This window comes from Sneathiella sp. P13V-1 (assembly GCF_015143595.1).
Lineage (GTDB): Bacteria > Pseudomonadota > Alphaproteobacteria > Sneathiellales > Sneathiellaceae > Sneathiella.
Map to the genome: position 1 here is coordinate 70,675 of NZ_WYEU01000003.1, position 26,184 is coordinate 96,858.

At 46.8% G+C, this 26,184-nt stretch carries 22 protein-coding genes; 6 read left to right on the forward strand and 16 right to left on the reverse strand.

Features of this window, described 5'->3' with window-relative positions:
* Window positions 1-50: 50 nt before the first annotated feature.
* The 5 genes from GUA87_RS13475 to GUA87_RS13495 all read right to left on the reverse strand — a co-directional run bounded on the left by GUA87_RS13475 (window position 51) and on the right by GUA87_RS13495 (window position 8,889).
* On the reverse strand, window positions 51-896 hold the full coding sequence (locus GUA87_RS13475; protein ID WP_193717126.1) for an alpha/beta fold hydrolase: 846 nt from the start codon (window positions 894-896) through the stop codon (window positions 51-53).
* Window positions 897-2,441: a class I SAM-dependent methyltransferase gene (locus tag GUA87_RS13480; RefSeq protein ID WP_193717127.1), complete on the reverse strand. Its 1,545-nt coding sequence runs from the start codon at window positions 2,439-2,441 to the stop codon at window positions 897-899.
* Window positions 2,442-2,508: 67 nt separating this feature from the next.
* The gene (locus tag GUA87_RS13485; RefSeq protein ID WP_193717128.1) at window positions 2,509-6,153 is read right to left on the reverse strand and encodes an autotransporter outer membrane beta-barrel domain-containing protein; all 3,645 of its coding nucleotides are present in this window, start codon (window positions 6,151-6,153) and stop codon (window positions 2,509-2,511) included.
* 123 nt (window positions 6,154-6,276) lie between these two features.
* Complete coding sequence (locus tag GUA87_RS13490) at window positions 6,277-6,789, reverse strand: invasion associated locus B family protein (RefSeq protein ID WP_193717129.1); 513 nt, start codon at window positions 6,787-6,789, stop codon at window positions 6,277-6,279.
* A gap of 66 nt (window positions 6,790-6,855) precedes the next feature.
* Entirely contained in the window at window positions 6,856-8,889 is a 2,034-nt protein-coding gene (locus GUA87_RS13495) for an NADPH-dependent 2,4-dienoyl-CoA reductase (protein WP_193717130.1), read from the reverse strand.
* A gap of 195 nt (window positions 8,890-9,084) precedes the next feature.
* Here GUA87_RS13495 and GUA87_RS13500 point away from each other — a divergent pair, with 195 nt between their 5' ends.
* Complete coding sequence (locus tag GUA87_RS13500) at window positions 9,085-11,787, forward strand: PAS domain S-box protein (RefSeq protein ID WP_193717131.1); 2,703 nt, start codon at window positions 9,085-9,087, stop codon at window positions 11,785-11,787.
* A 17-nt stretch (window positions 11,788-11,804) separates the two neighbouring features.
* Here GUA87_RS13500 and GUA87_RS13505 read toward each other — a convergent pair whose 3' ends face one another.
* From GUA87_RS13505 to GUA87_RS13515, 3 genes are all read right to left on the reverse strand, one after another.
* Window positions 11,805-12,512 (reverse strand): DUF6969 family protein, encoded by a 708-nt coding sequence (locus GUA87_RS13505; RefSeq protein WP_193717132.1) that lies wholly within the window; start codon window positions 12,510-12,512, stop codon window positions 11,805-11,807.
* A gap of 82 nt (window positions 12,513-12,594) precedes the next feature.
* Complete coding sequence (locus tag GUA87_RS13510; protein WP_193717133.1) at window positions 12,595-12,867, reverse strand: hypothetical protein; 273 nt, start codon at window positions 12,865-12,867, stop codon at window positions 12,595-12,597.
* 86 nt (window positions 12,868-12,953) lie between these two features.
* The gene (locus GUA87_RS13515) at window positions 12,954-13,448 is read right to left on the reverse strand and encodes a cytochrome P460 family protein (RefSeq protein ID WP_193717134.1); all 495 of its coding nucleotides are present in this window, start codon (window positions 13,446-13,448) and stop codon (window positions 12,954-12,956) included.
* A gap of 184 nt (window positions 13,449-13,632) precedes the next feature.
* Here GUA87_RS13515 and GUA87_RS13520 point away from each other — a divergent pair, with 184 nt between their 5' ends.
* Window positions 13,633-14,034, forward strand: coding sequence for a hypothetical protein (locus GUA87_RS13520; protein WP_193717135.1), 402 nt, complete (start codon window positions 13,633-13,635; stop codon window positions 14,032-14,034).
* Between the two features lie 204 nt (window positions 14,035-14,238).
* Here the strand turns inward: GUA87_RS13520 and GUA87_RS13525 are convergent, their stop codons facing one another.
* From GUA87_RS13525 to GUA87_RS13555, 7 genes are all read right to left on the reverse strand, one after another.
* Window positions 14,239-14,730 carry a hypothetical protein gene (locus tag GUA87_RS13525; RefSeq protein WP_227712002.1) on the reverse strand — a complete coding sequence of 164 codons (492 nt, stop codon included), beginning with the start codon at window positions 14,728-14,730 and terminating at the stop codon, window positions 14,239-14,241.
* 40 nt (window positions 14,731-14,770) lie between these two features.
* Window positions 14,771-15,898 carry a YeeE/YedE family protein gene (locus GUA87_RS13530; RefSeq protein WP_193717136.1) on the reverse strand — a complete coding sequence of 376 codons (1,128 nt, stop codon included), beginning with the start codon at window positions 15,896-15,898 and terminating at the stop codon, window positions 14,771-14,773.
* 144 nt (window positions 15,899-16,042) lie between these two features.
* On the reverse strand, window positions 16,043-17,182 hold the full coding sequence (gene rodA / locus GUA87_RS13535; RefSeq protein ID WP_193717137.1) for a rod shape-determining protein RodA: 1,140 nt from the start codon (window positions 17,180-17,182) through the stop codon (window positions 16,043-16,045).
* Complete coding sequence (gene mrdA / locus GUA87_RS13540) at window positions 17,175-19,085, reverse strand: penicillin-binding protein 2 (protein WP_193717138.1); 1,911 nt, start codon at window positions 19,083-19,085, stop codon at window positions 17,175-17,177. The genes rodA and mrdA overlap by 8 nt, the downstream gene beginning before the upstream one ends.
* Before the next feature lies 1 nt (window position 19,086).
* On the reverse strand, window positions 19,087-19,602 hold the full coding sequence (gene mreD, locus GUA87_RS13545; protein ID WP_193717139.1) for a rod shape-determining protein MreD: 516 nt from the start codon (window positions 19,600-19,602) through the stop codon (window positions 19,087-19,089).
* A gap of 15 nt (window positions 19,603-19,617) precedes the next feature.
* Window positions 19,618-20,508 (reverse strand): rod shape-determining protein MreC, encoded by an 891-nt coding sequence (gene mreC / locus GUA87_RS13550; RefSeq protein ID WP_193717140.1) that lies wholly within the window; start codon window positions 20,506-20,508, stop codon window positions 19,618-19,620.
* Window positions 20,509-20,536: 28 nt separating this feature from the next.
* Window positions 20,537-21,577: a rod shape-determining protein gene (locus tag GUA87_RS13555; protein ID WP_193717141.1), complete on the reverse strand. Its 1,041-nt coding sequence runs from the start codon at window positions 21,575-21,577 to the stop codon at window positions 20,537-20,539.
* A gap of 470 nt (window positions 21,578-22,047) precedes the next feature.
* Here GUA87_RS13555 and GUA87_RS13560 point away from each other — a divergent pair, with 470 nt between their 5' ends.
* On the forward strand, window positions 22,048-23,820 hold the full coding sequence (locus tag GUA87_RS13560) for a methyl-accepting chemotaxis protein (RefSeq protein WP_193717142.1): 1,773 nt from the start codon (window positions 22,048-22,050) through the stop codon (window positions 23,818-23,820).
* 25 nt (window positions 23,821-23,845) lie between these two features.
* Here GUA87_RS13560 and GUA87_RS13565 read toward each other — a convergent pair whose 3' ends face one another.
* On the reverse strand, window positions 23,846-24,403 hold the full coding sequence (locus GUA87_RS13565; protein WP_193717143.1) for a TetR/AcrR family transcriptional regulator: 558 nt from the start codon (window positions 24,401-24,403) through the stop codon (window positions 23,846-23,848).
* Between the two features lie 223 nt (window positions 24,404-24,626).
* On the opposite strand from GUA87_RS13565, the gene GUA87_RS13570 reads away from it, so the two are divergent.
* Genes GUA87_RS13570 through GUA87_RS13580 form a run of 3 tightly spaced genes read left to right on the forward strand, consistent with a single transcriptional unit; the run spans window position 24,627 to window position 26,149 of the window.
* Window positions 24,627-25,223: a cytochrome P460 family protein gene (locus GUA87_RS13570; protein ID WP_193717144.1), complete on the forward strand. Its 597-nt coding sequence runs from the start codon at window positions 24,627-24,629 to the stop codon at window positions 25,221-25,223.
* 39 nt (window positions 25,224-25,262) lie between these two features.
* A complete protein-coding gene (locus tag GUA87_RS13575; RefSeq protein WP_193717145.1) occupies window positions 25,263-25,793 on the forward strand; it encodes a DUF4142 domain-containing protein in 531 nt (176 codons plus the stop codon).
* Window positions 25,784-26,149 (forward strand): cupredoxin family copper-binding protein, encoded by a 366-nt coding sequence (locus tag GUA87_RS13580; protein WP_193717146.1) that lies wholly within the window; start codon window positions 25,784-25,786, stop codon window positions 26,147-26,149. Before GUA87_RS13575 ends, GUA87_RS13580 begins: the two co-directional genes overlap by 10 nt.
* The last annotated feature ends 35 nt before the right edge of the window (window positions 26,150-26,184 follow it).

The following is a 26,184-nucleotide window of genomic DNA, read 5'->3' on the forward strand; positions in this document are numbered from 1 at the left end:
TTACAGGAATAACCTGACAGGATCAAAATAATCTTTAAGCCAACTTGACCCTAGAATTTATTGCGGCAACCAGCGTTGCGCCGGTGCTCTTCGCGCCAAATACTCTCCCACCCTTTATTGTGGGACGCATTGGGAACCATTCGAATAAAAGCGCAGTTCTCAGCGCCTTGTTTTGCAACAAAACTCTCAGCAATAACTGGCGGGACATTATCGTCTTTACCGCCCACCAGATGACGCTGGGGCATATGGCGAAGGTCGCGGACGTAATCAGCTGGGTTGAGCGAGCCATGGAGCTGCTTAACTTTGTGCAAATTGGAATGTTGAACAATATCCAGATTTCCTGCAACGGTTTTGAGGCTCAGGATATCATCGCGTTTTGCCGCCAAAAGGGTCGCAATTGCGCCGCCGCCGGAAAACCCTACCAGGTGATATCCTCCTACCCCTGCTTGTCTTTTTAAGTTATCCAAAACCGTCTCATAGGCTTCAACAATCTCTTTTGAATATCGATGAGAGGTCCAGTACTTACTTTGGCAGTTACCTTCCTTCTTTAAGTCTACATACTGACACGGACGCCCAAGGTAAATGACATCCGCGCTTTGATCGACCGCGGCCAACCGCAAGGCAACAGGATTTCGTGGTGTTGGGTTAAATGACGGCCGTCCGCTCACAAAAGCGAGCCCATCCCCTTCTATATAAACTGTGGGATATTCAGGCTGCGCCTGTAATCTCCAAAAGCCCTGCAACATAAATGATCTGGTTGCGACAACCAGAGGAGCTAGATTTCCCTCAGCAGCTATTTTGGATGCTTTTGCTCTTCGCTCATCAACAGAGAAAGACGAGCAACCCGTCAGGACCATCAATAGAGCAAAAACAGCTACGACATTTCGGAACATCATCTAATTCTCAATCAACAAACTATTTCTTAAGAAGAAGCCAAATTGAGCATCCAAATATGTCTTTAAAATGGTATCGATTTCCGGGCTATCAGCGGCCACGACATCCCCGTTTTTGTTCAAATTCAACTCACCGCTTGCAATGTGCTTTAAGAGTTCCTTCCGAATTCTCTCTGCATCATTTTTACCATCCAGATATTGAAGCAATATCCGTTGATCCACTTTCAGCTTTATCTGATCATGCTTTAAATTTGTCACCACATCCTGTTTTTCAGCTTGAAGGCGGGCATAAGAAAAAACCTCTGGTTTCTCATTAACTTCACTCGCGATCGGGGCGGCGTCTGCCCGCGCAGCGAGCAATCCGGAAAACAGAAAACGAACAACAAGATTGGACAAATCCCGTTCAATTTCTTCGCTGGATTTATCCAACTTCTTTTCAAGTCTGGAGAAAACCTGATCAAAAGACAGCATCTTGGGAAAGGCGTTTATTATCTCTTTGTAAGCCCCGACTGCGACCTCCCCAGAAATAGTCGCAATCAGCTCAGGCTCTTTCAAACGCTTAATGCGAAGCTCCTGATCATTTGGTTGATCGGGTGTTATACCGAACAATGGTATCAAGCAGAGTTTCTTCACAACTTCGCTGGAAATGGAGCGCTTAATTTCATGCCCTTTTCGGGTAAGCACCGTCATTCTGAAACGGCGGTTGGAGATAAAGTCCAGATACTGTTCCTGCTCTATCACGTTGGTCATGGGAGCGAGCGTTTTCTTCACCTTATCACTATGGTTCCCAAGGTACATGGACGGCAGCTCACTATCCCCTACATATGAAAGGCCCGCTTCATTGGCACGGCTCATAAACTCATGGAAATAACAAGGCTCGTTAATTGCTTCCAAATGATCGTGCAGCAGATAATTGTCATCTGCATTCTGAAGCGTTTTAACCTCTTGTTCTAAAAGTGTTTTATACGCTCCTGAAGAAGACCCAAGGTTATCAGCTACAAATTTCAGCATTTGCCGAGCTTCACGAACTTTTTTGGCAGGATCGGAAAACCTTTGTCCATGGTACAGCATCATATCCCGAACTGTTTTCACGGCATTCCAGCCGGGCAGAGTATTGTAACTGAGATAAGCAAGTCCATTATCGCTCAACCGCTCCCCGCATATTTTCAAGATCGCATCCTGAACAAATGACGGCACCCATGAAAAAACACCATGCGCCATGATGTAATCGTAAGTCTCGTGAGGAAATTCCACTTCATCAATCGAACCCGCGATAAAGGTGACGTTCGTGAGGTTCAATTTTGCAACCAGCGCATTCGCTTGAGCGATTTGATTTTCTGATAGGTCAACGCCAACAAATGTCGCATCTGGATATTGGACGGCCAGTGGAATGATATTCCCACCAGATGCACATCCTATCTCCAATACCGTTGCCTTCTCAATACCCGCTGGAGATAAACTAAATACCTGCCCGATTGCCGACATGGCAGAGGGTGTTGCCTGAGGGTATCCATAACTGGGATATGGGATGTCGTCATAGGTCGTCATATCATTATACCTTCTATAAAAAACCCCGGCACAAGACCGGGGTTTTTATCGAAAATCACTTATCGATTTAGAAATCGACGCGGGCCTCAAATCTTGCGGAATGACCGATGGATCCAGACTTCAATTCGGCATCGTAATTGAAGCCAACACGGAAGCCATCCATTTCATACCCCAAGCCAAACCCAAGGTTACCTGCAAACTGCTCCACATCCGCCCCATCGACCTTAAAGGCCGCGCCACCACCGGTGTAAGTGGCCGTTGCACTCGCTGTATCCCCAATAAGGTCATAGCTCACGCCACCCGTGATCGATGGCACCAGATAGGCTTCTTCCATCCGGATTTTGGAATGCAATTTAACATTTGCAGACGTGATAAAGACATTAATCGCATCTGGATCAACTGTCTGGCTAAACCCGCCGCCGCCATTTTCAGTATATTCTTCACCTTCAACATGGGTGTAGTTAAACCCAACAGACGGCGTAAAATAAGCCGTGCCGCGGAGATGAAGCGGAATACCAGCATTACCCGCAATCATGAACTGATGAGACACATAGTCGCCAGTTACGTCACGATCGAGACCACCAAAATTGATCACGCGCCGCGTTTCATTACTGTTATATGCATAACCCGCCATCAGATCCGCATAATACGCCTTCCCGGTAAAATCGGTATAGACCGTGAACTGATAACTATTGATATCGATATTGGATTTACCGGCACCATCACCTTCAACCTCTGTTTGGGAAACGGACAGAGACGCACCAATACGATACTGACGTTCCTTATCCATGAAGGTATCCACACCGCCTGAGAGGCCGTAAGTGGTTGCATCATATCCATCAACACCGCCGCTAGCATCCTGCGATAACCAGTTACCAAATGGCTGCAACCACATGCCGATCCCTTTGGAATCATAATCACCGGTGGCAAGGCCCTCATAAACAGTTTGACCATATTGCGCGCCAAAACGAAGGCTCGCCAAGCGGTTTGAGGCGACACTAAAGACTTGTGTTGAGGTTGCGATATTTGATGTTGTAACACCACCCAAGGCATCCGCCTGCACTGCAACCTGTTCTGCGGCAAGCGTCGCATCAGCTCCACCCGTGTTTAATGCTTCATTCAATGCAGCGGCACCGGTCGCATCAGCGGCATCCGCAGAAGCTACCGCTTGCGGCAACGCTGTGGCTACATCGACTGTAGATCCAAGTTCTGATGCTGTCTCCGCCGCAGTTCTTGCTGTTGCCGTAATTTCCACATCATTACCGTTTGCAGAAAGCGCGTATGTAATAAGGGCATTATCTGTAACAGAAAGATTTGCAATTTCCCCACTAACATCAACAGCACCATCAAACAGTACAATTTTTCCTGAATTAAAGGTAGCCGGTAGATTGACAGTAGTGGTGCCTGCTGAGGTTACCCCACCCACAATGAATGCGGTTTCTGTATCCTCAATTCCGTTTCCAAGCGTAATCACTGCACCGTCAGCTAAATCAAGATTTGTATCAACAGTGATCGTCTCTTCCACCCGGATTTCACCATCCAAATCAATGTTCTCGACTTTCGCAGTTTTTAGGAAAGCGCCTTTGAATGTGGCTCCAATAACGACATCACCAGCAAAATCGGTAATCGTTTCAGCAAAAATCACTTCAGCTTTGCTGTTTTCAACAAGAATGGCATCACCCGCCATACCTTCAATATCCAATGCGATATTTTGCTCGGTTGTACCGCTAAACTTAATATCACCGCCATTGGTATCAACTCCACCTGTCCCAGATGTCACGTCACCAGAAATATTCAGTGTTTTACCTGCGGCTAGCTGAATTCCATTTGCTTCAGTAATTGTGACATCGTGAACATTGATATCCCCCCCAAGATTCACAGTGCCACTTTTTGTATCTGCAATAAGTGCTTTGATTTCTTCGGTAGCGCCAATGTCACCCGACACGCTACCGGCATCGGCAATGTTCAATGTACCCACGACATCTGAATCATGCGTGTTATCTACGTCTTCCAGACTTTTACCCGCAGCCACAGTAACCGTACCATCTTGCGTGAAATTCACAGTACCTGTTACATCATCAGAAAAAGAAACGGTGCCTGTTCCATTGATGTTAATGTCTTGCGCATTCACGGTACCGGCAAATGTTGCAACTTTTCCTGCGCCTGGAATAACGGCTACAGACTTCAATTGCGCAACGCCAGAACCAATATCTCCAGTAACAAGAGTGATGTCATCAGTATTCGCGGTAAAGCCTACCTGACCCTGACCATCTGTGTCCGTTGTAATATCACCGTCCAATACCACGTCTGGGTTAAAAGTAACGGCCGCGTCTTCATCAAATAAAATACCTGTCCCGTTTGACGTATCTACATTGCCTGCAAATTGTACACCTCCATCACCTCGAACAACAATTTGATCAGCATTTACAGTATCGCCAAACAAGCCAATTGTTTTATCACCAGTTGTGATATCTATAGTTTTAAGAGAGTGAGTTTCACCAACTTTCCCGTTAATAAAAGTCGAAACAAGCGTTGTGTCTCCCATTTCATCCGCTTTGGAGAAGGTCAGCGTGCCAACACCATCACCACCGCTTTTGTTGTCCACAGTTCCTGTAATACGCTTATCTTCAGCGATCACAAGGGTTGCATCTGTGGAAAATTCAACAGCCCCTGTCACATTGCCAGCGACTTCAACCGTTTCTGTACCGCTAATTTCGATGGTTTTCGCTGATACGTTGCCGCCGAACTTAGCTGTACCGCCAGCATTTCCTGTATCCACTGTGATTTTATTCAAGGCGTTGAGGCCGCCCACCGCTCCAGATACAACGGTAACGTTCGCACCACCAATATCTTGAATATTTAGCGTACCTTGATCTGCAGCCGTTGTACTTATTGCGCCAGTGATCGATTTACCACCGACGAGATTAACAGTTCCATCAGCGGAGAAAGTAAGTGATGTAACAGTCACATCATCTTCGAACGTTACCGATTTTGTACTAAAGACTGCAATGTTGCCTGCATCAACAGTACCTTCAAACACTGCTGTTACAGGTCCACCTATGGAAATGGAATCAATTGCTTCGACAGAACCAATATTGCCAGCAAAGGTTATGACATTGTCATTTATGTTATCCGCATTGGCAAGCGCTAGAGTAACACTATCATCCTCACTTGCCGCATCAATATCCGCAGTGATGATTATATTTTCATTGTTGACGGTATTCACCTGCATCGTGGCTGTGGCTTTTGCAGTGTTACCGAGCGTAATGGCAACATTATCTGATCCATCAGGTTCTATGCTGCCTTGGAAAATCACGTTACCGCTGGTGACATTAATTTTCAAAGTATCGTTATTATCGTCCCCGTCATCAGCAACTAAAACGTCATCAGCGAATGTAACTGAAGTTGAATTCGTTGATGTGATCGTTACGGTCAGGTCTGCTTGACCTGCAGGGTTATCCACCGTTAAAGATGGTGTTGCATCAGCACCTATCGTGAAAGACCCGCCCGATGCGTCCAGAGTCACTCCAACAGCACCGGCTTCATTAGTCTCTGTCAAACCAGCAGCATCATCCGCTATAATTGTAGCGCCATCCACGATCTCGGCAGCCAACGAATATCCACTTACAGCCAACATGGATGTGAAGGCCATGATTGACATGCCTCCCATCAACGCTTTTTTAAACGAGCAATTTTTCTGTGCGACCAACATTCGCATACCCCTGCTATTGTCCAAGGTCTTAACCTGATAGATTTATTTGCACCAAAAGTAGCACTCAACCCATCCTTTTTTCCACCCAATATTTGGAAAATTGAAGATTGATTTCTCTATTTTTTATCCAAGAGCTGAGAAGGCCTTGGTAAAGCCAATAAGCGTGAGCTTCACAACCGTGACCTGCTGAGCGCCCCAACCGCGAAATCCGACGAGCATCTCGTTGCCCCCCAGCATTGCTTCCAAAAGCTGATCATCCACCTGAAAGGCAGCATCGCAGCCAGATTTAGTACATCTAAGGAAAGATCTTTTTTGCTGTTCCCCATCATCAATCCGGTAAATGAGACCAGGCCTCAAATCCACTCCCAGTGGCAATTGAAGACTGAGATGTGGGTGCCGCTCTCCTGTTTTTTTATCGGCCAGATAAATAATGGTGGCGCTCAAAATCTTGCCAGTTACCGTTTTGCCGTCTTTAGTTTTCTGCTGAACGTAGTGATTCTGCGTCATTCGGCAGCTTTGTGGATTGCTGTCATCCTGACAGATCACATTCCATTTTGGCGTTTCCTGCGCCGCAGGCGTTCCTGCCAAAAACATAAATGCAAATGCGGCTAACATTAACGATGGTAGATATCTCATAGCGCCCCTTTTCTGTTACGCGCAACAGTACAAAGTAAACCGCTCAATGGAAAGTACCCAGATATACTAGACTGCGGCGGCCAGATAACTTGCCTGTCCAATGGCACGTTTTGCATCCAGTTCCATCGCTTCAAAAGCCCCGCCAACCAAGGTGGCCTTTATCCCTTTTGCCAGCAATTGATCATACAGATCTCTCTTTGGCTCCTGCCCCGCACAGATAATAATCGTATCCACATCAAGACATTCAGGTTTGCCCGAGATTGTTAGATGAAGGCCTTCGTCGTCAATGCGGTGATATTCACACCCGTTTATCATTTTTACACCTCGGCGGTTCAGGGCAATGCGGTGCGTCCAGCCGGTGGTTTTTCCAAGTCCTCTTCCTACTGGCGTTGATTTGCGCTGTATCAGGTATATTTCACGCCCGGAAGTCTCCACTTTTGGCTCAACCCCGGTCACACCGCCGCGCGGATGATTTTCAAAATCAACACCCCACTCACGTGCAAAAATATCCTTATCCAAAGACGCAGATTTCCCTTTATGTGAAATCAGTTCGGCAACATCAAACCCGATACCTCCTGCGCCCATAATGGCCACCTTTTGCCCAACCGGAACTTTCCCCTTAATCACATCAATATAGCGGACGACTTTCTTGTGATCGATGCCGGGAATGTCTGGCGTTCTTGGCTCAATCCCTGTCGCAACAATAACTTCGTCAAAGCCCTCCTTCTCCAGCAATTCCTGGGTGACATAAGTGGACAGCTTCAATTTGATCCCTCGAACTTCAATCATGCGTTTGAAGTAACGTAACGTCTCATAAAACTCTTCTTTTCCGGGAATACGTTTTGCGAGATTGAACTGCCCGCCAATTTCATCCGCCGCATCATACAGCGTAACGTCATGACCTCGTTTTGATGCAATTTCTGCGTAAGCAAGGCCTGCGGGTCCCGCCCCAACAACGGCTATTTTCTTTACCGAGGAAGCCACTTCGTAATTCAGCAGCGTTTCATGGCAAGCCCTTGGGTTCACAAGGCAGCTTACCTCTTGTCCTGTGAAGGTATGATCCAGGCAGGCCTGATTACAGGCGATGCAAGTGTTAATCTCGTCCTCACGGCCTTCAATTGTTTTCTTCACAAGGTCGGGGTCCGCCAACATCGGGCGGGCCATCGAGACAATATCTGCCTCTCCCCTTGCCAAAACCGCCTCAGCAACATCGGGCATATTGATCCGGTTGCTGGTAATGGTCGGGATAGACAACTCCTTCCTCAATCGGCCGGTAACTCCTGTAAAGGCGGCTCTTGGAACCATTGTAGCGATTGTCGGGACGGTGGCCTCATGCCATGTAAAGTGTGTGCTGATTATATTCGCGCCGGCTTTTTCGATTGCCTTACCCAAAGTCACAACTTCGTCCCACGACATTCCGCCTTGAAGCATATCCATGGCGGCGATCCTGAAAATGACGAGGAACTCTGTGCCAACAGCTTCTCTAATTCGGCGAATACATTCTACCGGAAACCGCATTCTGTTTTCAAAAGAGCCACCCCATTTATCACTTCGCTGATTTGTTTTCTCCACTAGAAATGTGCTGAGCAAATACCCAGCAGAGCCGATGACTTCTACCCCGTCATATCCAGCAAGTTTCGCCATCTCGGCACAGTTGACCATATCGGAAAGCTGCTTCTCCACCCCCAACTCATCCAGTTCATTGGGCATATATCTGGCAATCCGAGACTTCACTGCAGATGGAGCGACCGCTTTTTCTGTATGCGCCAATGGACCCATGTGCAGGATCTGCATACAGATTTTTACCTCTTTATCTGCTGCGTGAACGGCATCTGTGATCAACTTGTGGCTCTTCGCTTCTTCTGGAGTAGATAACTTCGCTCCAAGTCCCCCTTCTTCATTTGGGGAAATACCGCCTGTGATAATCATACCCACACCGCCGGCCGCCCGCTCAGCAAAATAAGCTGCCATGCGTTCAAAGCCATCATCAGCTTCTTCAAGCCCTGTATGCATGGATCCCATCAGAACTCTGTTCTTCAGTTGGGTAAATCCAAGATCAAGCGGCGCGAATAAATTCGGGTATTTTTCTGAAGCTGACATTTCCCTGTCCCCTTTATTTTTTATTGAATGCTATCGGCGGTGTAAGAAAAACTCAACAAGGATGCTTGAATTGATATGAATAACTTTCAAAATTAATCTTTAGTTCAGCAATTTTTTCTAATATTTTAAGGATCTGGCAATTTGTTGGTCTACAGCGAATTGTCTCTTGGGTAATAGCAGTGTGTACTTAGTATAATGGCGGTCGTTTTGGGCATTCAAAACCGGAAGATCAAAGAGGCATCTGACATTGCGTCATTGATCCGTGATTTCTCTCACTGGGCAACTTCATGGCCACGGCCGGTTGAAGAAGGTGCCCGTATTGTTTCAAAAGTTATAGGCACTGATCAGTTGTGCATCGACATCAAGCCGGTCGATGACTTGCCTCAAACCTTTCACTACTGCCAAATTCCGGAAGCGCCTGCGATCAAAGGCAATGAAGATGAAGGCTTCCGAGATAGAATCTTAAATGACATTATCAATAGCGGTCATAATCTTGATATTAGACCGGTCGGATCCGGTTACTTGCTGTCGACATCCATCAACCTTCAAATGCCAAAAGGGTATTTCGTCCTTTCAGCAATGTTTGAAACAGAACCTCATTTAACGATCGAACAATCGACTTTCTTTCAGGTTGCTGCCCCCCAGCTTGCCCATGAAATCTCTCGGGATTACAGAAAAGTAACCGCAGTGGAACTTGCGGAAGAAGCAATTGAAGCGATTGAGGAAAGCATCATCATCTATGACAAAGACGATCGAGTGATGATCCACAACAGACAATACCGGGATCTGTTCCCATCGATCGCAAAAATGCTCCGACAAGGGGTTACTTATGAAGAATTGCTGAGAGAGCAGGCAAAACACAATCCTATATACCAAAAACATGGAACTCTTGAAGAGTGGATCAGTTACAGAAGGAAACAGCTCCATACACAAGGCCATCAGGAAGAACAAAGCTTCAAGACAGGTCAGACGCTACGACTTACAAACTACCAATTGAAATCTGGTGGTACAATTTCGATCCGAAATAACATCACTGAACTTGCGGAAGCTCGGAAACAAGCAGAAGAAAATGAAAAACTCTTCCGCACACTGCTTGAAAGTGCGCCAGTTGCACTCGCGATTACGGCTGGAGAACGGGTTCTGTTTGCCAATCAAATTCTACATGACCTGGTGAAAGCAGGTGAGGGAGAATTAATTGGAATTCATACAAGAGAATTCTTCTTCGACCAGGAGGAACATGACACAATTTCTCAAATATTAATCAAAAACGGAAAACTGCGTGATCATCTAATCAAGATAAAAGATGTTGATGGAAACCTGATAAAGGCCTCTCTTACGGGCACACCTATCATCTACAAAAACAAACCCGCTCTTTTTTACGCTGTCCTTGACGTGACTGAAAACCTCGCAAATCGTGAGGCACTGCAAAAAAGTGAACATCAGAACCGTTCAATACTGGAACTGATACCCGATGCTATTACAGTCCAATCAAAAGGCAAACTTGTCTACACGAACCCGAGCTTTCTGGAGATTTTTGGTACTAAAGATGCACAGAATATTCTCGGGACTAATAGCATTGATCTTATTGTAGAAGACCATAGAGAAGCAGTTTTGGCGCACCGCAACCGAGTACTCGAGACACACCAGGCTGCGTACATGCAGACACAACATCAACGTCAGAATGGGGAACGTTTTCACTCTGAGCTTTATACCTGCGCCATCAATTGGGACGGTATTCCTAGCACCCTCAACATCATCAAAGATGTGTCTCGTCGCCATCAGTATGAAGAACAGCTCAAACGAAATGAGCAGGAAATGACATTGGCGCAACATATCGGAAATTTTGGTCATTGGCGTCATAACCTAAAAGATGACACTGTTGTTTGGTCCAGAACTTTATATGACCTACACGGAATAGATCCAGCAACCGAAATTACGCCCGGCTTCTTTAAGGATATGATTTCAAGCGAAGATTTTGTTCAAATGAACAAAGCAGCGGAACACGCTATCGAAACGGGCGAAGTTACACCTTATGAAATTGTTGTTCATCACCCTGACAATTCTCAAATAACTATCTCAGGATCTCTTCTGGCCGAGTATGGTAACGATGGAAACGTTGTTTCGTTTTTTGGTGTATCGGAAGATGTTACTGAACGCCGGGAACTGGAACAAAAATTTAGACAGTCACAAAAAATGGAGGCCGTTGGCCAACTAACTGGTGGCGTTGCCCACGACTTCAACAACCTGTTGGCGATCATTCTTGGCAACAGTGAACTTCTGGAAGAAAATCTAAATAGCGATCAGAAAACGGAACATGCTTTCATCAACAACATAATTCGGGCTGCCACCCGAGGTGCCGATCTTGTTAACAGCATGCTGGCTTTCTCAAGAACGCAGGAGCTAAGACCTACCTACGCCTACCTGAAAGAGCCTGTAACCAATATCGCCGATGTTTTAAAACGGACCATCGAGGAGAACGTAAATATCAGTGTATCGGTCGCGGAAGATATTTGGCCCTGTACTGTTGATGTTGGGCAGGTAGAGAACGCTCTGTTGAATTTGTCTTTAAATGCCCGCGACGCCATGCCTGAAGGTGGAAGCCTCAGCATTGATCTTTCCAATGTCACTTTGGAAGCTGGTGAAGATACAATGGGTGAAGAATTTAAATCAGGCGACTATGTGAAACTATGCGTGTGTGACAGTGGCACAGGTATCCCACAAGATAAGATCCAACAAGTTTTTGATCCTTTCTACACGACCAAAGAAGTTGGAAAAGGAACAGGACTTGGACTATCGATGGTTTACGGATTTATCAAGCAGTCCAAAGGGCATGTGATCATTCACTCGACAATGGGCCTGGGCACGAAAGTCGAGCTCTATCTACCTAGAAGTATGTAAGGCCACGCTATATCGGCTTAAGCGGCTTCGTTTAAAGCCGCATCCAATTGGGACAGATAGTCCTCCACCGAGATGGCGGCTTCAGAAGTAATTTCAAGTTCTCTGTCTTCAAATACATCCCTGTCGGGATGCGCCATTTGCCATTTCTCTATTGCTTCATCTCGCTCTTTCAGCAATTGAATGATAAGAGGCTTGAACAAGATAAACATGGATGTGAGCCAAATATTCACGGGCCATGACGGCGGAACAAGGTCAATTTCGAAGCTATCCAGCATCTTTATCACATCATCCGCTGAATACCAGTTCTCTGCCGTTACCCATCTATTTGTAGTGAACAGGGATGTTGGAAATCCCTTGTTATCCATAGAAATTGCTATCAAATGAGAGAGTTTGTCTTCTCGTTCATCCATATAACTTTCGTGGCTCTGCTCCTCAATGGGGGTCATGTCCGCGGCCATTCCCGCTTCTCTCAGGAAGGTATGGAAATGCCCATGCTCTTCAGGCCCACGATGTGCATGATAGTAATACTGGCTGTGGCTCTCATTGTCGTAAATGTCCCCTTCCGGGTAGTGGTCCATCTCATAGAAAGTCTCCACACCTCGCAAGATCTCCCCAACGATATTATCGCCAGTTTTTCCCAGCACCCGATAACAGTTGAGAACTTGCTGCCCCGCCTCTGACATCTCTTGAAGTTCAGACTTGGAAAGTGCCTTCCAGTTAATCATATCGGCCCCTTAAGAACAGAAATCACGCGGCACAAGGAGCCGCGTGATTATTATATAATCAGTTAATTTCTATTCTCTAGAATTAGCTGGCTTTACAAGGGTTTTTCTTGGCAGCACATGGGTTGCATGGGTTTTTAGCCGCGCAAGGGTTGCAAGGGTTTTTCTTTGCTGCACATGGGTTTTTAGCGGCACAAGGGTTACATGGGTTTTTCTTTGCCGCACATGGATTACATGCGTTTGCAACGATAATCTGACCTTCTTTTTCAACAGCCTGTACAGCAGGAGTTGCAGCGATGGCTGCTACAGACAGCGCAGACAGACCCAGTGCAGTTGCTTTGATAGATTTTTTCAACATTTGATTTTCCCTTAAATTAAGTTGAGGAGAGATGAGATGGCTGGGCTTTTTTAAAAAGAGCCCAGCCGTTAATTTCACAAGCAGAGTTACCTGCGAACTTCTTCTGGGAGGAGGAGCAGGAAGTCCTGATCCTCGCCCACTGATGCATGACATTCTTTACAGAACACCATTCCTTCAGAATTCTTTCCATTTGTCTGGCCAAACACACTGCCGTTTGGCATGACCATCGTGTACTTCCAATCACCTCCATCAGGATCGAAACCAGCGGACATTTTCTCCATCAGGAACATAGGTCCTGGCGATACTTGCCCTTTGCCATTTACCTGAAAACTATCTTTGGCGATTACTGATCCAACGGGCATGGTGCCCAATTCTTCGTATTTCAGGTATCGGGCCTTTGCGATATCATTCGCCCAGTTGTTGACATATCGACCACCGTGGGTAGCCGCGTTATAGGGGCTGGTAGCCACGTTGGTCCAACTGGTGTAATCCTCCATTTCTGAAAGGTTAGCTTTCGCATAACCAGCTTTCAGCTTATCTTGAACACAATTGTAAGCAGCAAGTGCTTCCGCAGATGTCAATTCAGGTGTCTCTGCCGCTGCGCATGGATTACAAGGGTTACATGGGTTAGACGCTGCGCAGGGGTTCTTTGCTGCACAAGGGTTGCATGGATTTTTCGCAGCACATGGATTACACGGATTCTTTGCAGTGCACGGATTGCAAGGGTTTTTAGCCGCGCAAGGGTTACAAGGATTTGCGGACGCTATGCGTGGAATTTCACATCCCGCCACATATGCAGTTTTTCCACCAGCAGCACAAGGGTTACAGGGATTGCAAGGATTTGACGCTGCACAAGGATTACATGGGTTTTTAGCCGCGCAAGGGTTACATGGGTTCTTAGGCGCACATGGACTGCATGGATTTTTCTTCGCGGCGCAAGGGTTCTTCTTAGCGGCACACGGATTTTTAGCTGCGCATGGATTACATGCACTTGCAACCGCCAAATTCTCAGCTTTAGTTACAGCTGGCCTTGCCACTGCAGCTGGATTGGTTTTCGCCGCAGCAACTATTATCGTTGGCGCGGCAGCTGAAATGGTTACTCCACCCAAAGTAACAATTCCTGCACCAAACAATGCTGGCAGTATCGTTGAACAAAATAGGCGATGACGTAGCGTATTCATGGTCTGGACTCCCGTTAGTGATTTCTCTTGAATACTTGCCCTTTAACGAAATATGACAAATTAACGGGAAGCTCACTAATAACGTCCTTTCACATAATTGTGACGCTTCGAGAGTTTTTGAGAACACGCAAAATAAAAGGCGTGAGAAATACTCACACCTTTAAATGATCGATTAACTGAATACTTAAATTCACCCTTTTTCTACAATCAAATTGTAGTCCAACGTTGTATTCAAAGGGCAGGAGAACAGATATTCACCTTCTTTCAAAGTGACCTTATATTCTTTCACCTGCCCCTCATGAAGGCCACCTCCCGACACACTGATTTTGTTCAGTTTATGAAGTGGATTAGCCCAGTTGTAATCTTTTTCACGCAACCAAAATCCAAGCTCATAGGGTACGTTTTCGTTCTTAACACGGAAAATATATTCACCTGGTTTAAGCTTCATGGTTTTGGATTTTGCCAGTCGATCTGCCCCTGAAGTTTCATTAATGGCTTCACAATCTGCTTTCTTGGTGGACGTATATCCATGGTCCTTTTCAACATCCAAGAATTGACATGGCACCTGAGTAAGTTCAATGACCTGCGGTTCCGCATTCGCTTGTGATAGTGCTGCCAAAGAAACAGCACCAGCTGCTAATGCAACCAAACTTGATTTTCTAAGCAAATGTTGAGGTTTCATGATCGTCTCCTTTTGAAATAGCTTAGGCCTTTTGAAGGCCTCAGTTTTTAAGGTGAAAATATTTCCTGAGATGCATTCCAAGCCAGTTTCCTGGCAAGGCACATGCAATCCAGACCCATCCATGCAAACTTGTTGACGCTGCACCGCTCACGAAAGCACCTATGTTGCATCCATAAGCGAGACGAGCACCATACCCAAGCATCAGCCCGCCAAGGCAGGCGGCGGCTATGTGGCGTAAACTGATTGATTGTCGCTTTACTTTGCGGGTACAGGCCAGCATCGCAGTAAATGCACCAGCCATGATCCCGATATTCATTACAGAAGTGAGGTCTTCCCAGAACGGCGCTTGAAGGGCCTGATACTGAAATCCACTTGCCCAAAAACTGCTGCTGAGTTCATTCCATCCCAACAGATTGGCAACTTTAGCTCCCCACAGGGTAAACCCCCAGGTAATGGTCCAAGGGTGCCCAGCATTCACTAAGGTCGCGACGTTCAAAAGTGCGAGGATAAGTGCAGCAACACCCAGCTTCCACGGACCACGTAATATTCGCTGTACAATTGGAATATGCACAGTGCGTTCAACATCATCTGTCGCGCGGTCAATTAATTTCAGGAACAGATATATCAGGGCAAGAATTCCGAGCTGCAATGTAATTGCTGAACCCCAACCAAGTGTGTCCGCAAAGGTAATTACCCCTAGTGAGGGAAGTTCCTGCCACCACACCAAATCCAGACTGCCCCAGAAAGCCCCAGCGCAGAAGAAAATCAGGACAAGGATCATTCGAGGGTTGCCTGACCCCGCAGTATAAAGACTGCCCGACGCGCAAGCGCCTCCAAGTTGCATACCAATCCCGAACACAAAAGCGCCAAACACCAAACTTAAACCTACTGGCGCGACCGCTCCCGAAACAGAACCTATTCCTGAAACAGCTCCTGACAATAAAGGCGCAAACAGTAAAGTTGTTAAGCCCAAGAGGAGAATATGGCTTTGCACCCCGCTTGTCTCCCGGGTGCTAAAAAGCTTGCGGTAAGCCGCGCTAAAGCTGAATGAAGAATGATATAAGGTCACCCCCATAAGAAGCGCGATGAAAAATAGCAAAGCCATTTTTTGATCATGCAATTGTACAAGCGCAACACAAAGAAGTAGTGCTACAACTGACAATGCCAATCGCGGCTCTCTTACCACAGGTGTTCTTAAGTCTAGCGCCTTCATACCCTCATCCTCATCGGACTTAACAAGGTGAATGTAGAAGGTCTTCTGCTCACTTGCAGTTCAAATTGACGCGATAATTACGTGAGCAACAAAGGCGCCTCAGTATTTTCTGGGTGAGATATAAACATCGCGGTGAATATAAACACTGATGATCAGGCCAAAGCTGATGAGAAGGGTTAGCATGGAGGTTCCACCATAAGAAATCAGTGGAAGCGGAACACCAACAACAGGAACCAGACCCATGACCATCGCAATGTTAATAAAGAAATAGAGGAAAAAGACCCCTGTAAGGCCTATTGCCAACAATCTGCCAAACTGGTTACGAGAACGAATGGCGATGGCAAACCCATAAGCTATCAACATAAAATAAAGGGTGAATAAGGCCAGTCCACCGACCATACCAAATTCTTCAGCCAACATACTGAAAATAAAATCTGTCCGCATTTCGGGAAGATAGTTCAAATGGCTTTGCGTTCCCTGCACAAACCCTTTACCAAAAATCCCACCTGAGCCTAGTGCGATCTTGGACTGCATAATGTGATACCCGGAACCAAGTGGATCGGATTCAGGATTTAGGAAAATCAGAATTCGTTTCTTCTGGTAGTCATGCAGGAATTGGTATGCAAAAAATCCAGCCGGTATAGCGGCACCAATTACCAACGCAAATTTCCACAACCGAACACCAGCGGCAAAGAATACAATACCAGCACCCGCCACAAGCAACAATGTAGTGCCCAAATCGGGTTGGCGCAGAACCAGCCCTGCAGGCATGGCGATCAATATTAGAGGTGGAATAAGCCAGGGGATACGCCGGACTTCGTTCATATCCAGCCCATGAAAATACCGGGCCAGCGCCATGATCAGAGTAATTTTCATTACTTCCGAAGGCTGAACTTGAATAGGCCCAAGTTCCACCCAGCGCCGCGCGCCCATACCAATGACGCCCATCACTTCAACTGAACCAAGCATCAACAAAGCAATGGCATAAAAAGGGTAAGCGAGACGCAACCAAATCCGAATATCTGTCAGCGCCACAACAAACAGAATAAACATCCCCGCGGCGAAACGGATCATTTGCCGCGATGCCCACGGGTTAATATCACCGTTTGCGGCTGAATAGAGCATCAAAAAACCGACAGAGGCCGTTAAGCAGATGAGAAGAACCAGACCCCAGTTGAGATCCAATATTTTCTTTGTCAAAGTGAGATTAACTTCACGCGATCCAAGTTCTTTAAGCATCACGCCCCCTCACCGCAGAACTGTCTTTTTCTGCATCATTTTCGCGAGTTTGGGCGATCGGATCCAGTTTCATGGCTTCCATCAGTAGATCCCGGGCCATAGGAGCAGCCACTTTCGAAGCGCTTCCGCCATGTTCAACAATGACAGAAACAGCGTATTTTGGATTATCATAGGGGGCATATGCCACGAATAAGGCGTGATCCCGCTCCTCCCAAGGCCGCTCTTCTGCTTTCAAGACACCTGTCAGGCGCTCTTTTTTACTAATGCGCCGCACTTGAGCGGTTCCAGACTTACCCGCCATTTCACGTCCGTCTTCGTCAATACGGGCGCCAAACGCAGTTCCTTTCTTATCATTCACAACCTCGAACATACCTCTTAGAACATGTTGAAGCGCAGATTTACTCAGTCCTATTTCTTCGGCTTCTTGGACGGCTACAGCCTTTTCTCCATCATTCTGTATAGGGGCCTGATGACGTACAAGTCGGGGGAGCACTTTCTTCCCACCATTGGCAAGACGCGCCGTCATAACCGCAAGCTGCAACGGCGTTGTCAGGACATACCCCTGCCCGATACCCGCGTTGAAGGTATCCCCTACCTGCCAACGCTCACCGCGTACAGCCTGTTTCCATGAAGTCGTTGGGATAAGTCCCCGTTTTTCGCCATAAAGATCAAGGTCAAGTTTTTCACCCAGTCCGAAATGATTTGCCATTTCGGCAATTTTATCGATGCCCACTTTCCGCGCGATATCATAAAAATAAACGTCGCAGGATTGTGCGATGGACTCGGCCAAATTGAGTTTTCCGTGTCCTCCGCGTTTCCAGCAATGAAACTTATGCTTTCCAAGCATCGTATGCCCCCCGCAAAACACTTTGTAATCAGGGGAAATCACACCTGCTTCCAGTGCAGCCAACGCCACCACCATTTTAAAGGTGGATCCTGGTGGATATTGGCCGGTTATTGCTTTGTTAGATAAGGGGTTCTTGGGATTGGAACGCAATCCTTCCCATTCTTTGACGCTGATACCTGTTGTAAAGCTATTTGGATTAAAACTTGGAACAGACACCATGGACAGAATATCACCAGAATGGATATCAAGGACTACGGCTGCTGCACTCTCCTCTCCCATTCTTTCCACTGCGTAATCCTGTAAACGCACGTCAATGGTCAGCTCCAGATCCTCACCGGGCTCACCTTCCTGACGGCTAAGCTCCCGAATGACGCGACCATAAGCATTTGCTTCAACGCGGCTCGTCCCTGCGGTGCCGCGAAGTTTCATGTCATAGAATTTTTCGATCCCGCTTTTACCAATACGGAATCCTGGCAATTCAAGTAAGGGATCCGGCTCCAGGTTCCGGAGGTCACGTTCTGACACTGCTCCCACATACCCTACTGTATGTGAAAAGAGATGATTGTAGGGGTAGTGTCGCTTCTCTCCGACCTCTAGGTGAATGCCTGGAAGTTCCGGGCTGTGCACGTTAATTCTGGAGAACTCCTCCCAGGTCAGGTTCTCCATCACCGGTATCGGAACAAAGCCGCGCTTGCGCCGTGTCTCCTTCAGAACCTTCAAGCGGTCATCTTCCGACACTTCAACCAAGTCAGACAAACGGTCCAATGTCTTCTCAACATTTTCGGTCTGCTCTCTTACCAGAACCACTCGGAAGTTTTGTCTGTTACTAGCAATTTCCTGGCCTGTACGATCGAGAATACGCCCACGCAAAGGCGCCAAAAGCCGGATATTCATCCGATTTTCGTCTGCCATCATGGTGTATTCGTCCGATTGCATCACCTGCAGATAATAAAGCCGACCAGCAAGCACTGACATTAACGCAGCCTGCCCACTCCCAAGAAGCAATGCTCTTCGGTTAAATAGTCTGGATTTTTCTTTATCGCGCGTATTCGACATATCAGATGTGCTTGATCAAGCTACTTTGAACGAGGGCGAACACCCATGCGAGTAGCGGGAACATTAAAATAGTTAAACCCGACTGTACCATAACTGGTAAGACCGGGATAAGAGCCAATGAATAAATACAAGCGACCAACCAGGTCAGCAAAGAAATCCCCACATTCACGAGCATAAACCCCCACCATAACTGGATAAAGGGTTTCCCTACAAAAACCTGTCTTTGCGTCAAGGATATGGCATAGATGACCAGCATCATGAGCGAGGTGAGGCCAAACGGCACCCCGGTAATCATATCCTGCACAAGTCCCAGCAAGAACACCGCGATCGCTGGCATCAAGTAAGGGCGATGAATTGTCCAGTAGAAAACGGAAATCGCAAGAAAGGAAGGGGTTACAACATCAAATCCCGGCAACCGAAAGGGAATAACACTGACAAACACAAGGAGCAACGACAGGAAAAAGGGGATACTTCCCCTCAGAAACTGATTAACCTGATAAGAAAATGTAGGTGTCAAAAGACCCGTCCTTGATTAATTTCCGAGACGGCTTTCGCTCAGATCACCTGGATTGGTTTGCTGATCTGTAAGTCCTGGTAGATCGTACCGAAGCACACTGACATATTCCAGGCGCGCCCAATCAGCGTAAGCCTGTACATTAATCTGGCCATCCGTTACCGAACTGACAACCCCAACAGGCCAACCAGTAGGCAACATTCCACCATCACCCGAAGTTACCACCCGATCACCCGGCGACACTTTTGCATTATTCGGCAAATATTCGAGTTTCGGCGTACTTGAGTTATCACCGACCAAAATGCCTTTCTGGCGAGAGTTTTCGATAATAACTGGAATACGGGAGTTCAAATCCGTTAGCAGCAATATTCTGGCGGACTGATGTCCAACCTGAACCACGCGGCCAATCACACCATTAGGGCCCACCGCCGCCTGACCAGCACGCACGCCATCCAACCGACCGGCGTTTAACAGAAGCGTGCGAACGAATGGCCCGCCAGAGTCCCCGATAACTCGGGCGGTAATTGGTAACACCAATGGATCAGACAGAGCATTCAGAAGCTGACGGTAATAGTCATTTTCCTTCACCAATGCACGTGAGGCTGCTTGCCACTTTATCAATCGTTCATTCTCAAGTCGCAGGCGTTCATTTTCTTCAACGAGGCTTGCAAGCTCCTGAACGCGCTCAATGCCTTTGTTGATCGCATTCACTGGTTGAGAGAGTGTTCCAAGAACTGGTGAGAGGGCATCGGTGCTAATTGTTCTGGCGCGTTCCAGCAATACAAGGTCCGCTTTTCCCAGAACAAGAAGGGCAATGGAGAGACAAATCAGGGACAGGAAGGCAAATCGCTGAAAAAAAACTTTCAGCGGTATTGCTAATCTCCAGGCTGAACCCTGATCGAAAGCCATGTCAAATTACCCCTTCAACCCGGCGCGTTTACTCTTCGCCAGACAAAACGCCACGAAGCGCCTTAATTTCTTCCAGCGCGCGGCCAGTACCAATAGCCACACAGGAAAGCGGCTCGTCCGCGATAGAAACAGGAAGTCCAGTTGCGTGACGCAGAACATGGTCAAAGTTACCAAGCAATCCGCCGCCACCTGTCAGCACAATGCCCTTATCAACAATATCCGCAGCCAGTTCCGGCGCGGTGTGCTCAAGCGCTACTTTTACAGCTTCAACAATGGCCCCAACAGGCTCCGCGAGGCTTTCCGCAATTTGACGCTGGCTAATAACCAGTTCTTTAGGCACACCGTTCATCAAGTCACGGCCTTTAACCTCAATAGTTTCGCCATTTCCATCTTCAGGTGAACACGCTGAACCAATTGTCTTCTTGATGCGCTCAGCGGAACTTTCACCAATAAGAAGGTTATGATTGCGACGGATATAGGCGATAATCGCTTCATCCATTTTATCGCCGCCGACACGAACACTTTTCGAATAAACGATACCGCCCAAGGACAGAACCGCAACCTCAGTAGTACCGCCGCCAATATCAACCACCATGGAACCAGTAGGCTCTGTCACTGGAAGGCCTGCACCGATAGCGGCAGCCATTGGCTCTTCAATCAAGAAAACCTCACGTGCTCCCGCCGCCATAGCGGAGTCTCTAATCGCCTTACGCTCAACAGCAGTGGAGCCTGATGGCACACAGATAATGATCAATGGCCGCGCAAAGCTGCTGCGATTGTGCACTTTATGGATGAAGTGCTTGATCATTTCTTCGGCAATTTCAAAATCGGCGATCACGCCATCACGAAGCGGACGAATGGCTTCGATATTTCCTGGTGTACGGCCCAGCATCATTTTGGCTTCGTCACCAACGGCGAGGACTTGTTTCTTACCTTGGCGGTGAATAATGGCCACAACGGATGGCTCATTCAGGACGATCCCTCTCCCCTTGACATAGACCAGTGTATTCGCCGTACCAAGGTCGATGGCCATGTCTGCTGATAGCATCCCGAGCATTTTGGAAAACATTAAATTGCCTCACTCATTCCAATCAAGGGCAGCTCCTGCCCTTTGAAATCATTTCCCCAACCGTTTTACTTGACTGAGCAGTTAGTGGTTCCCCCATGGCCTGCCCTGCCTTTTCAGACTCGTAAATCAGATCAAGAAATATCTTAAAAAATCTGCATTTACCAGCATTTCATAAGAGTTATTAGAAGATGGTTAATTTTTCTGAATAACCCCATAACTCTAATACGCTGTTACAGTATAGGGAGCAATAGAATTGTGGCGGATTTAGGGGGGATCACCTTCTCGTCTTTGGGGGAAAACTTAGGACCTTAAGTAAGCAGCCCCTCCTCAGATATATTTCCTTCAAATCCGAGCAACCAATATCTGACTAGCTTTCTTTTTCTCAACCGATGTTTAATTCTTTGTAAAAGTTTTTCTAATATAAAATTGAGCATAATAGACAAATATTTAGATTTTACTCAGAGGCCCCCATGCTCGGAAGTATTAAAATTGGAGTTAAACTCCTTATTATCGCCATTGCGTCTTTAATAGGTATTGCTTTGATTGGTACGGTTGGCTCAATGTCAATCAGCACGACCTTATATCAAGATCGTGAGGAAACTCTCAGAAATATTATTGAAAGCAATTTGAGTATTGTAGCCCATTACCACAAGCTGGCGAGCTCTGGCGCATTAACAGAAGAGGATGCAAAAACAAGAGCACTTTCAAGCATTGAAGCAGTTAGATACAATGAAACTGATTACCTTTGGATCAATGATCTTGATGGCAAGATGTTGATGCATCCTATTGCAAAAAAATTGGTTGATACTATTGCTCTTGATCTGAAAGACACCAACGGAAAATTCATTTTTAAAGAAATTGTCCGCGTTGCGAAAGAAAGTGGCTCTGGGACCATAGACTATTACTGGCCAAAACCGGGTTCAGAAGAACCTGTGGAAAAGCTCTCTTATGTTCAGCTTTTCAAGCCTTGGGGTTGGGTACTTGGCACTGGTGTTTATATTGACGATCTAACAGAAGCCCGCAATGCCCATATTGTTCAAACAGTTATTACCGCAGGTGTGTTACTTGCAGTAATAGCCATTGTTTCACTGTTGTTCGCCCGGGATATCACAGCACCGTTAAACCGTATTACCGCGAACATAAAGAAACTAACTGATGGGGAGAGAGATTTCGCCGACAGTGACACAGATAGAAGTGATGAGCTTGGTGTTCTGGCAAACGCAGTATCTCAATTCCGTGAGAATGCCAAAAAAATGGATGCAATGGCGGAAGAGCAAGCTCAAATGAAATTGCGCCAGGCCGAGGAAGCCCAACGTCAAGCCGAAGAAAAAGAAAAAGCCAAACGGCGAGAAATTGAAAAAGAAGAAGAAGCACGAAGAGAAGCAGAAGCCGAACGCAAACAGGCAATGCTGGAGCTTGCAAATACTTTTGAAATCAACGTCCTTGGTATTGTTGACTCAGTTTCCACCTCATCCACTACGATGTGCAGTACAGCGGAAACCATGACTGGCAATGCAGATGACGCCAGCAACCGCTCCAATGTTGTTGCAAATGCTGCTGCTGGCGCCTCTACGAATGTTCAAGCTGTGGCTTCTGCAACAGAAGAACTCTCCAGCTCAATCGCAGAGATTTCTTCTCAAGTTAGCCGGTCGGCTAACATCTCAACACGTGCTGTTGAACAAGCAAACAAAACTGGTGACGCCATGTCCTCCCTTCAAGGGTCAACAGGTCGCATTGGTGAGGTTATTACCTTGATCAATGATATTGCCGGTCAAACCAACCTTCTGGCGCTCAACGCAACAATTGAAGCCGCCCGAGCAGGCGATGCAGGTAAAGGATTTGCAGTGGTTGCCAGTGAAGTAAAATCACTTGCCAATCAAACTGCAAAAGCAACTGAAGAGATTTCAAACCAGATTTCCAGTCTTCAGAGCGAAACTGAAAGCATGTCATCAGCAATTACGGAGATTTCTGAAACCATTCGGGAGATCAACGAAATCGGCACAGCGATCGCTTCCGCGGTGGAAGAGCAAGGCGCCGCAACAGCAGAAATCAGCAGAAACGCACAATCTGCCGCCCAATCCAGCAACGAAGTAACTCAAAACATCACTGTAGTTAAGCAATCATCCAGTGAAACTGGATCAGCGGCAAATGAGGTATTAACAGCCGCACAATTGCTCTCACAGCAATCGAACGAGCTTAGAGAACAAGTGTCGGCATTCCTGTCGAACATCAAGACCGGTTAAGTATCAGGGGGAGGCAACTCCTCCCCTAATTTTCAAGAAGCTTTGAAGCAGTCTCTTTAGCCAGCATTGCAGGTTCACTGCTTTTTGTGATGTGAGCGACCGCGGTTGCTCCTTCATGGAGCAAATTCATCTCTTCCGCAACATCAACAGGATTTTCACACCCATCAAGGCGCGCCATTTCTTCCAGAAAGGCAATGACCAATCGTTTATGTAACGTCGCCTCTTGCATGATCGCACAAGGCTCGGATCCGTATTCTCCAGCTGCACTGATAAAGGGACAACCAAAGAAAGAACTATCCTCAAACCACTTTTCAAGAAAGTCAAAGCTTAGAAGAAGTCTACTCTGGTCTCCGCTCGCGCGCCCTTCAACAAATTCACGCATTTCGTCACGATACTTCATGTCCAGTTTTTTCAAAACAGCGACGATCAGATCTTCTTTTGAAGGAAAGTGGCGATAGAGAGTGGTTTTCGCAATACCGGATTCCTCAATTACCCTATCAATACCAGCCGCGTGATATCCGTATTTATTGAACAGCTCGGAAGCCACCTCAATCAACTGTTCTCTTTTTGCGCTTCTGCTCATGATTCACAAAACCATACTAAACTGTTTCATTTTTGCGTCGATCTTTCGTGAAGTCAGGGTACTCACCCCCTCATCACATCAATATAAATAATTATTTATCAGCAGTTTATCAAATATCCAAAGAAAAATTTGACAAACGCTACAGATCTGTCTACTTACAGTACCGATCTGTAGCGTTAAGTAATTCACTTTCCCAAATTCCTGTCATTATTCTTGGAGATTTATGATGCGTAGATTTAAGTACCTAAAGTCAGTTCTCGTCTCAGGTGTTGTTTTAACAGCCGCCTGCTCCCCAACATCGGCACAGATGATGAAAGAGGAAGGGCGAGCGACATTCAACGCACAAGGGGAGACGACAATTCCGGAGGGTTTCCGCCTATGGCCATTTATTGGCGCCCCCCTCACGCCCAATGGTCTAAATGGTGGTGAAGCCGGTTTCCCTGAGTTTCATCACGTCTACATTGATCCAAAATCATTTGCTGAATATCGCAAAACAGGCAAATTCCCCGAAGGCACGACCATCGTTAAGGAATTGGTTTTATTGCAAAAAGGCGATTATGAAGATGGCTCCAAAGATGCGCCATCTGGTCGCGGCTTCTTTGCCTTTTCCTTTAATGGCATCGACATGATGGTCAAAGACACCAAACGCTTCTCCGAAACTCAAGGATGGGGCTTCTTTAACTTCGGTCACCACGCCCCTCCATATGCAAAAAAAGCGGCGGCGGCCCCAGCTGATGCCTGCGCAGCCTGTCACGAAGCCAATGCTGATGAAGATATGGTTTTCAAAAGTATGTACCCAATCCTCAACCAAAAGAAATAACTGACATTCAGTTTTTCTAGTTAGATGAAAGACAAAGACATGAAGAAGATTTTTAAAACTCTCGCAGTACTAATCTGTACACCTACAATCGCATTCTCTGCAAATGCAGCAGACAAAATGAATGACCTTGAAATTGCCCATGCCGCCTACACAGCGGGCGAATTGGATATCCGTTATGCCCATCTGGCTTTGGCTATTTCTGAAAATCCAGACGTTCATAATTTTGCAAAAACAATGCTGCGTGACCATGCCGCGGTAAACAGGCAAGCCGTAGCCTTAATCAAAGAACTCAACGTCACACCGGAAGACAATAACCTCAGTCGCGCCCTTGTCAAAGGGGCGGCCGATAAACGGGCTGAACTGATGAAGCTTAGCGGTAAGTCTTTTGACTGCGCTTACGCGACAAATGAATTTGGGTACCATCAGGTGGTCAACCAAACCGTAGAAGGGAAATTCATTCCGTCCGTGACAGTCCCACAGCTCAAAGATCTGTTGAGCGAAGCCTTGGTGACCTTCAAAGTTCACGAAGGTCATGCAGGGATGATGGTCAAGAAACTTCAATGCAGCTAAATCTGATTGTCAGAAAACGTGAGCTTGGAGGCCTGCTGGTGGCAGCAGCCTCCAGCCTTCTCTTTCCCAGCGCGAACAGTATCGCATCACCAAACGGTCAAGTGCATCAGGTGATGATCAAGAAATTCAAATTTGATCCGGCAACACTAGAAATCAAAGCTGGGGATACTGTCGAATGGATCAACCTGGATCTCGCCCCCCATACAGCAACGGATACCGATGATCGATGGGATTCTGACGATTTGAATAAAGGCATGTCTGCCCGCATCAAATTTGAAAAACAGGGAGACTTTTCCTACCTCTGCCGCTTCCACCCTTCCATGCGCGGCAAGGTAAAGGTTCTGCCGCACCGTTAGGCGGCAGAACCTTATCCAACAAAAAAAGCCGGCGA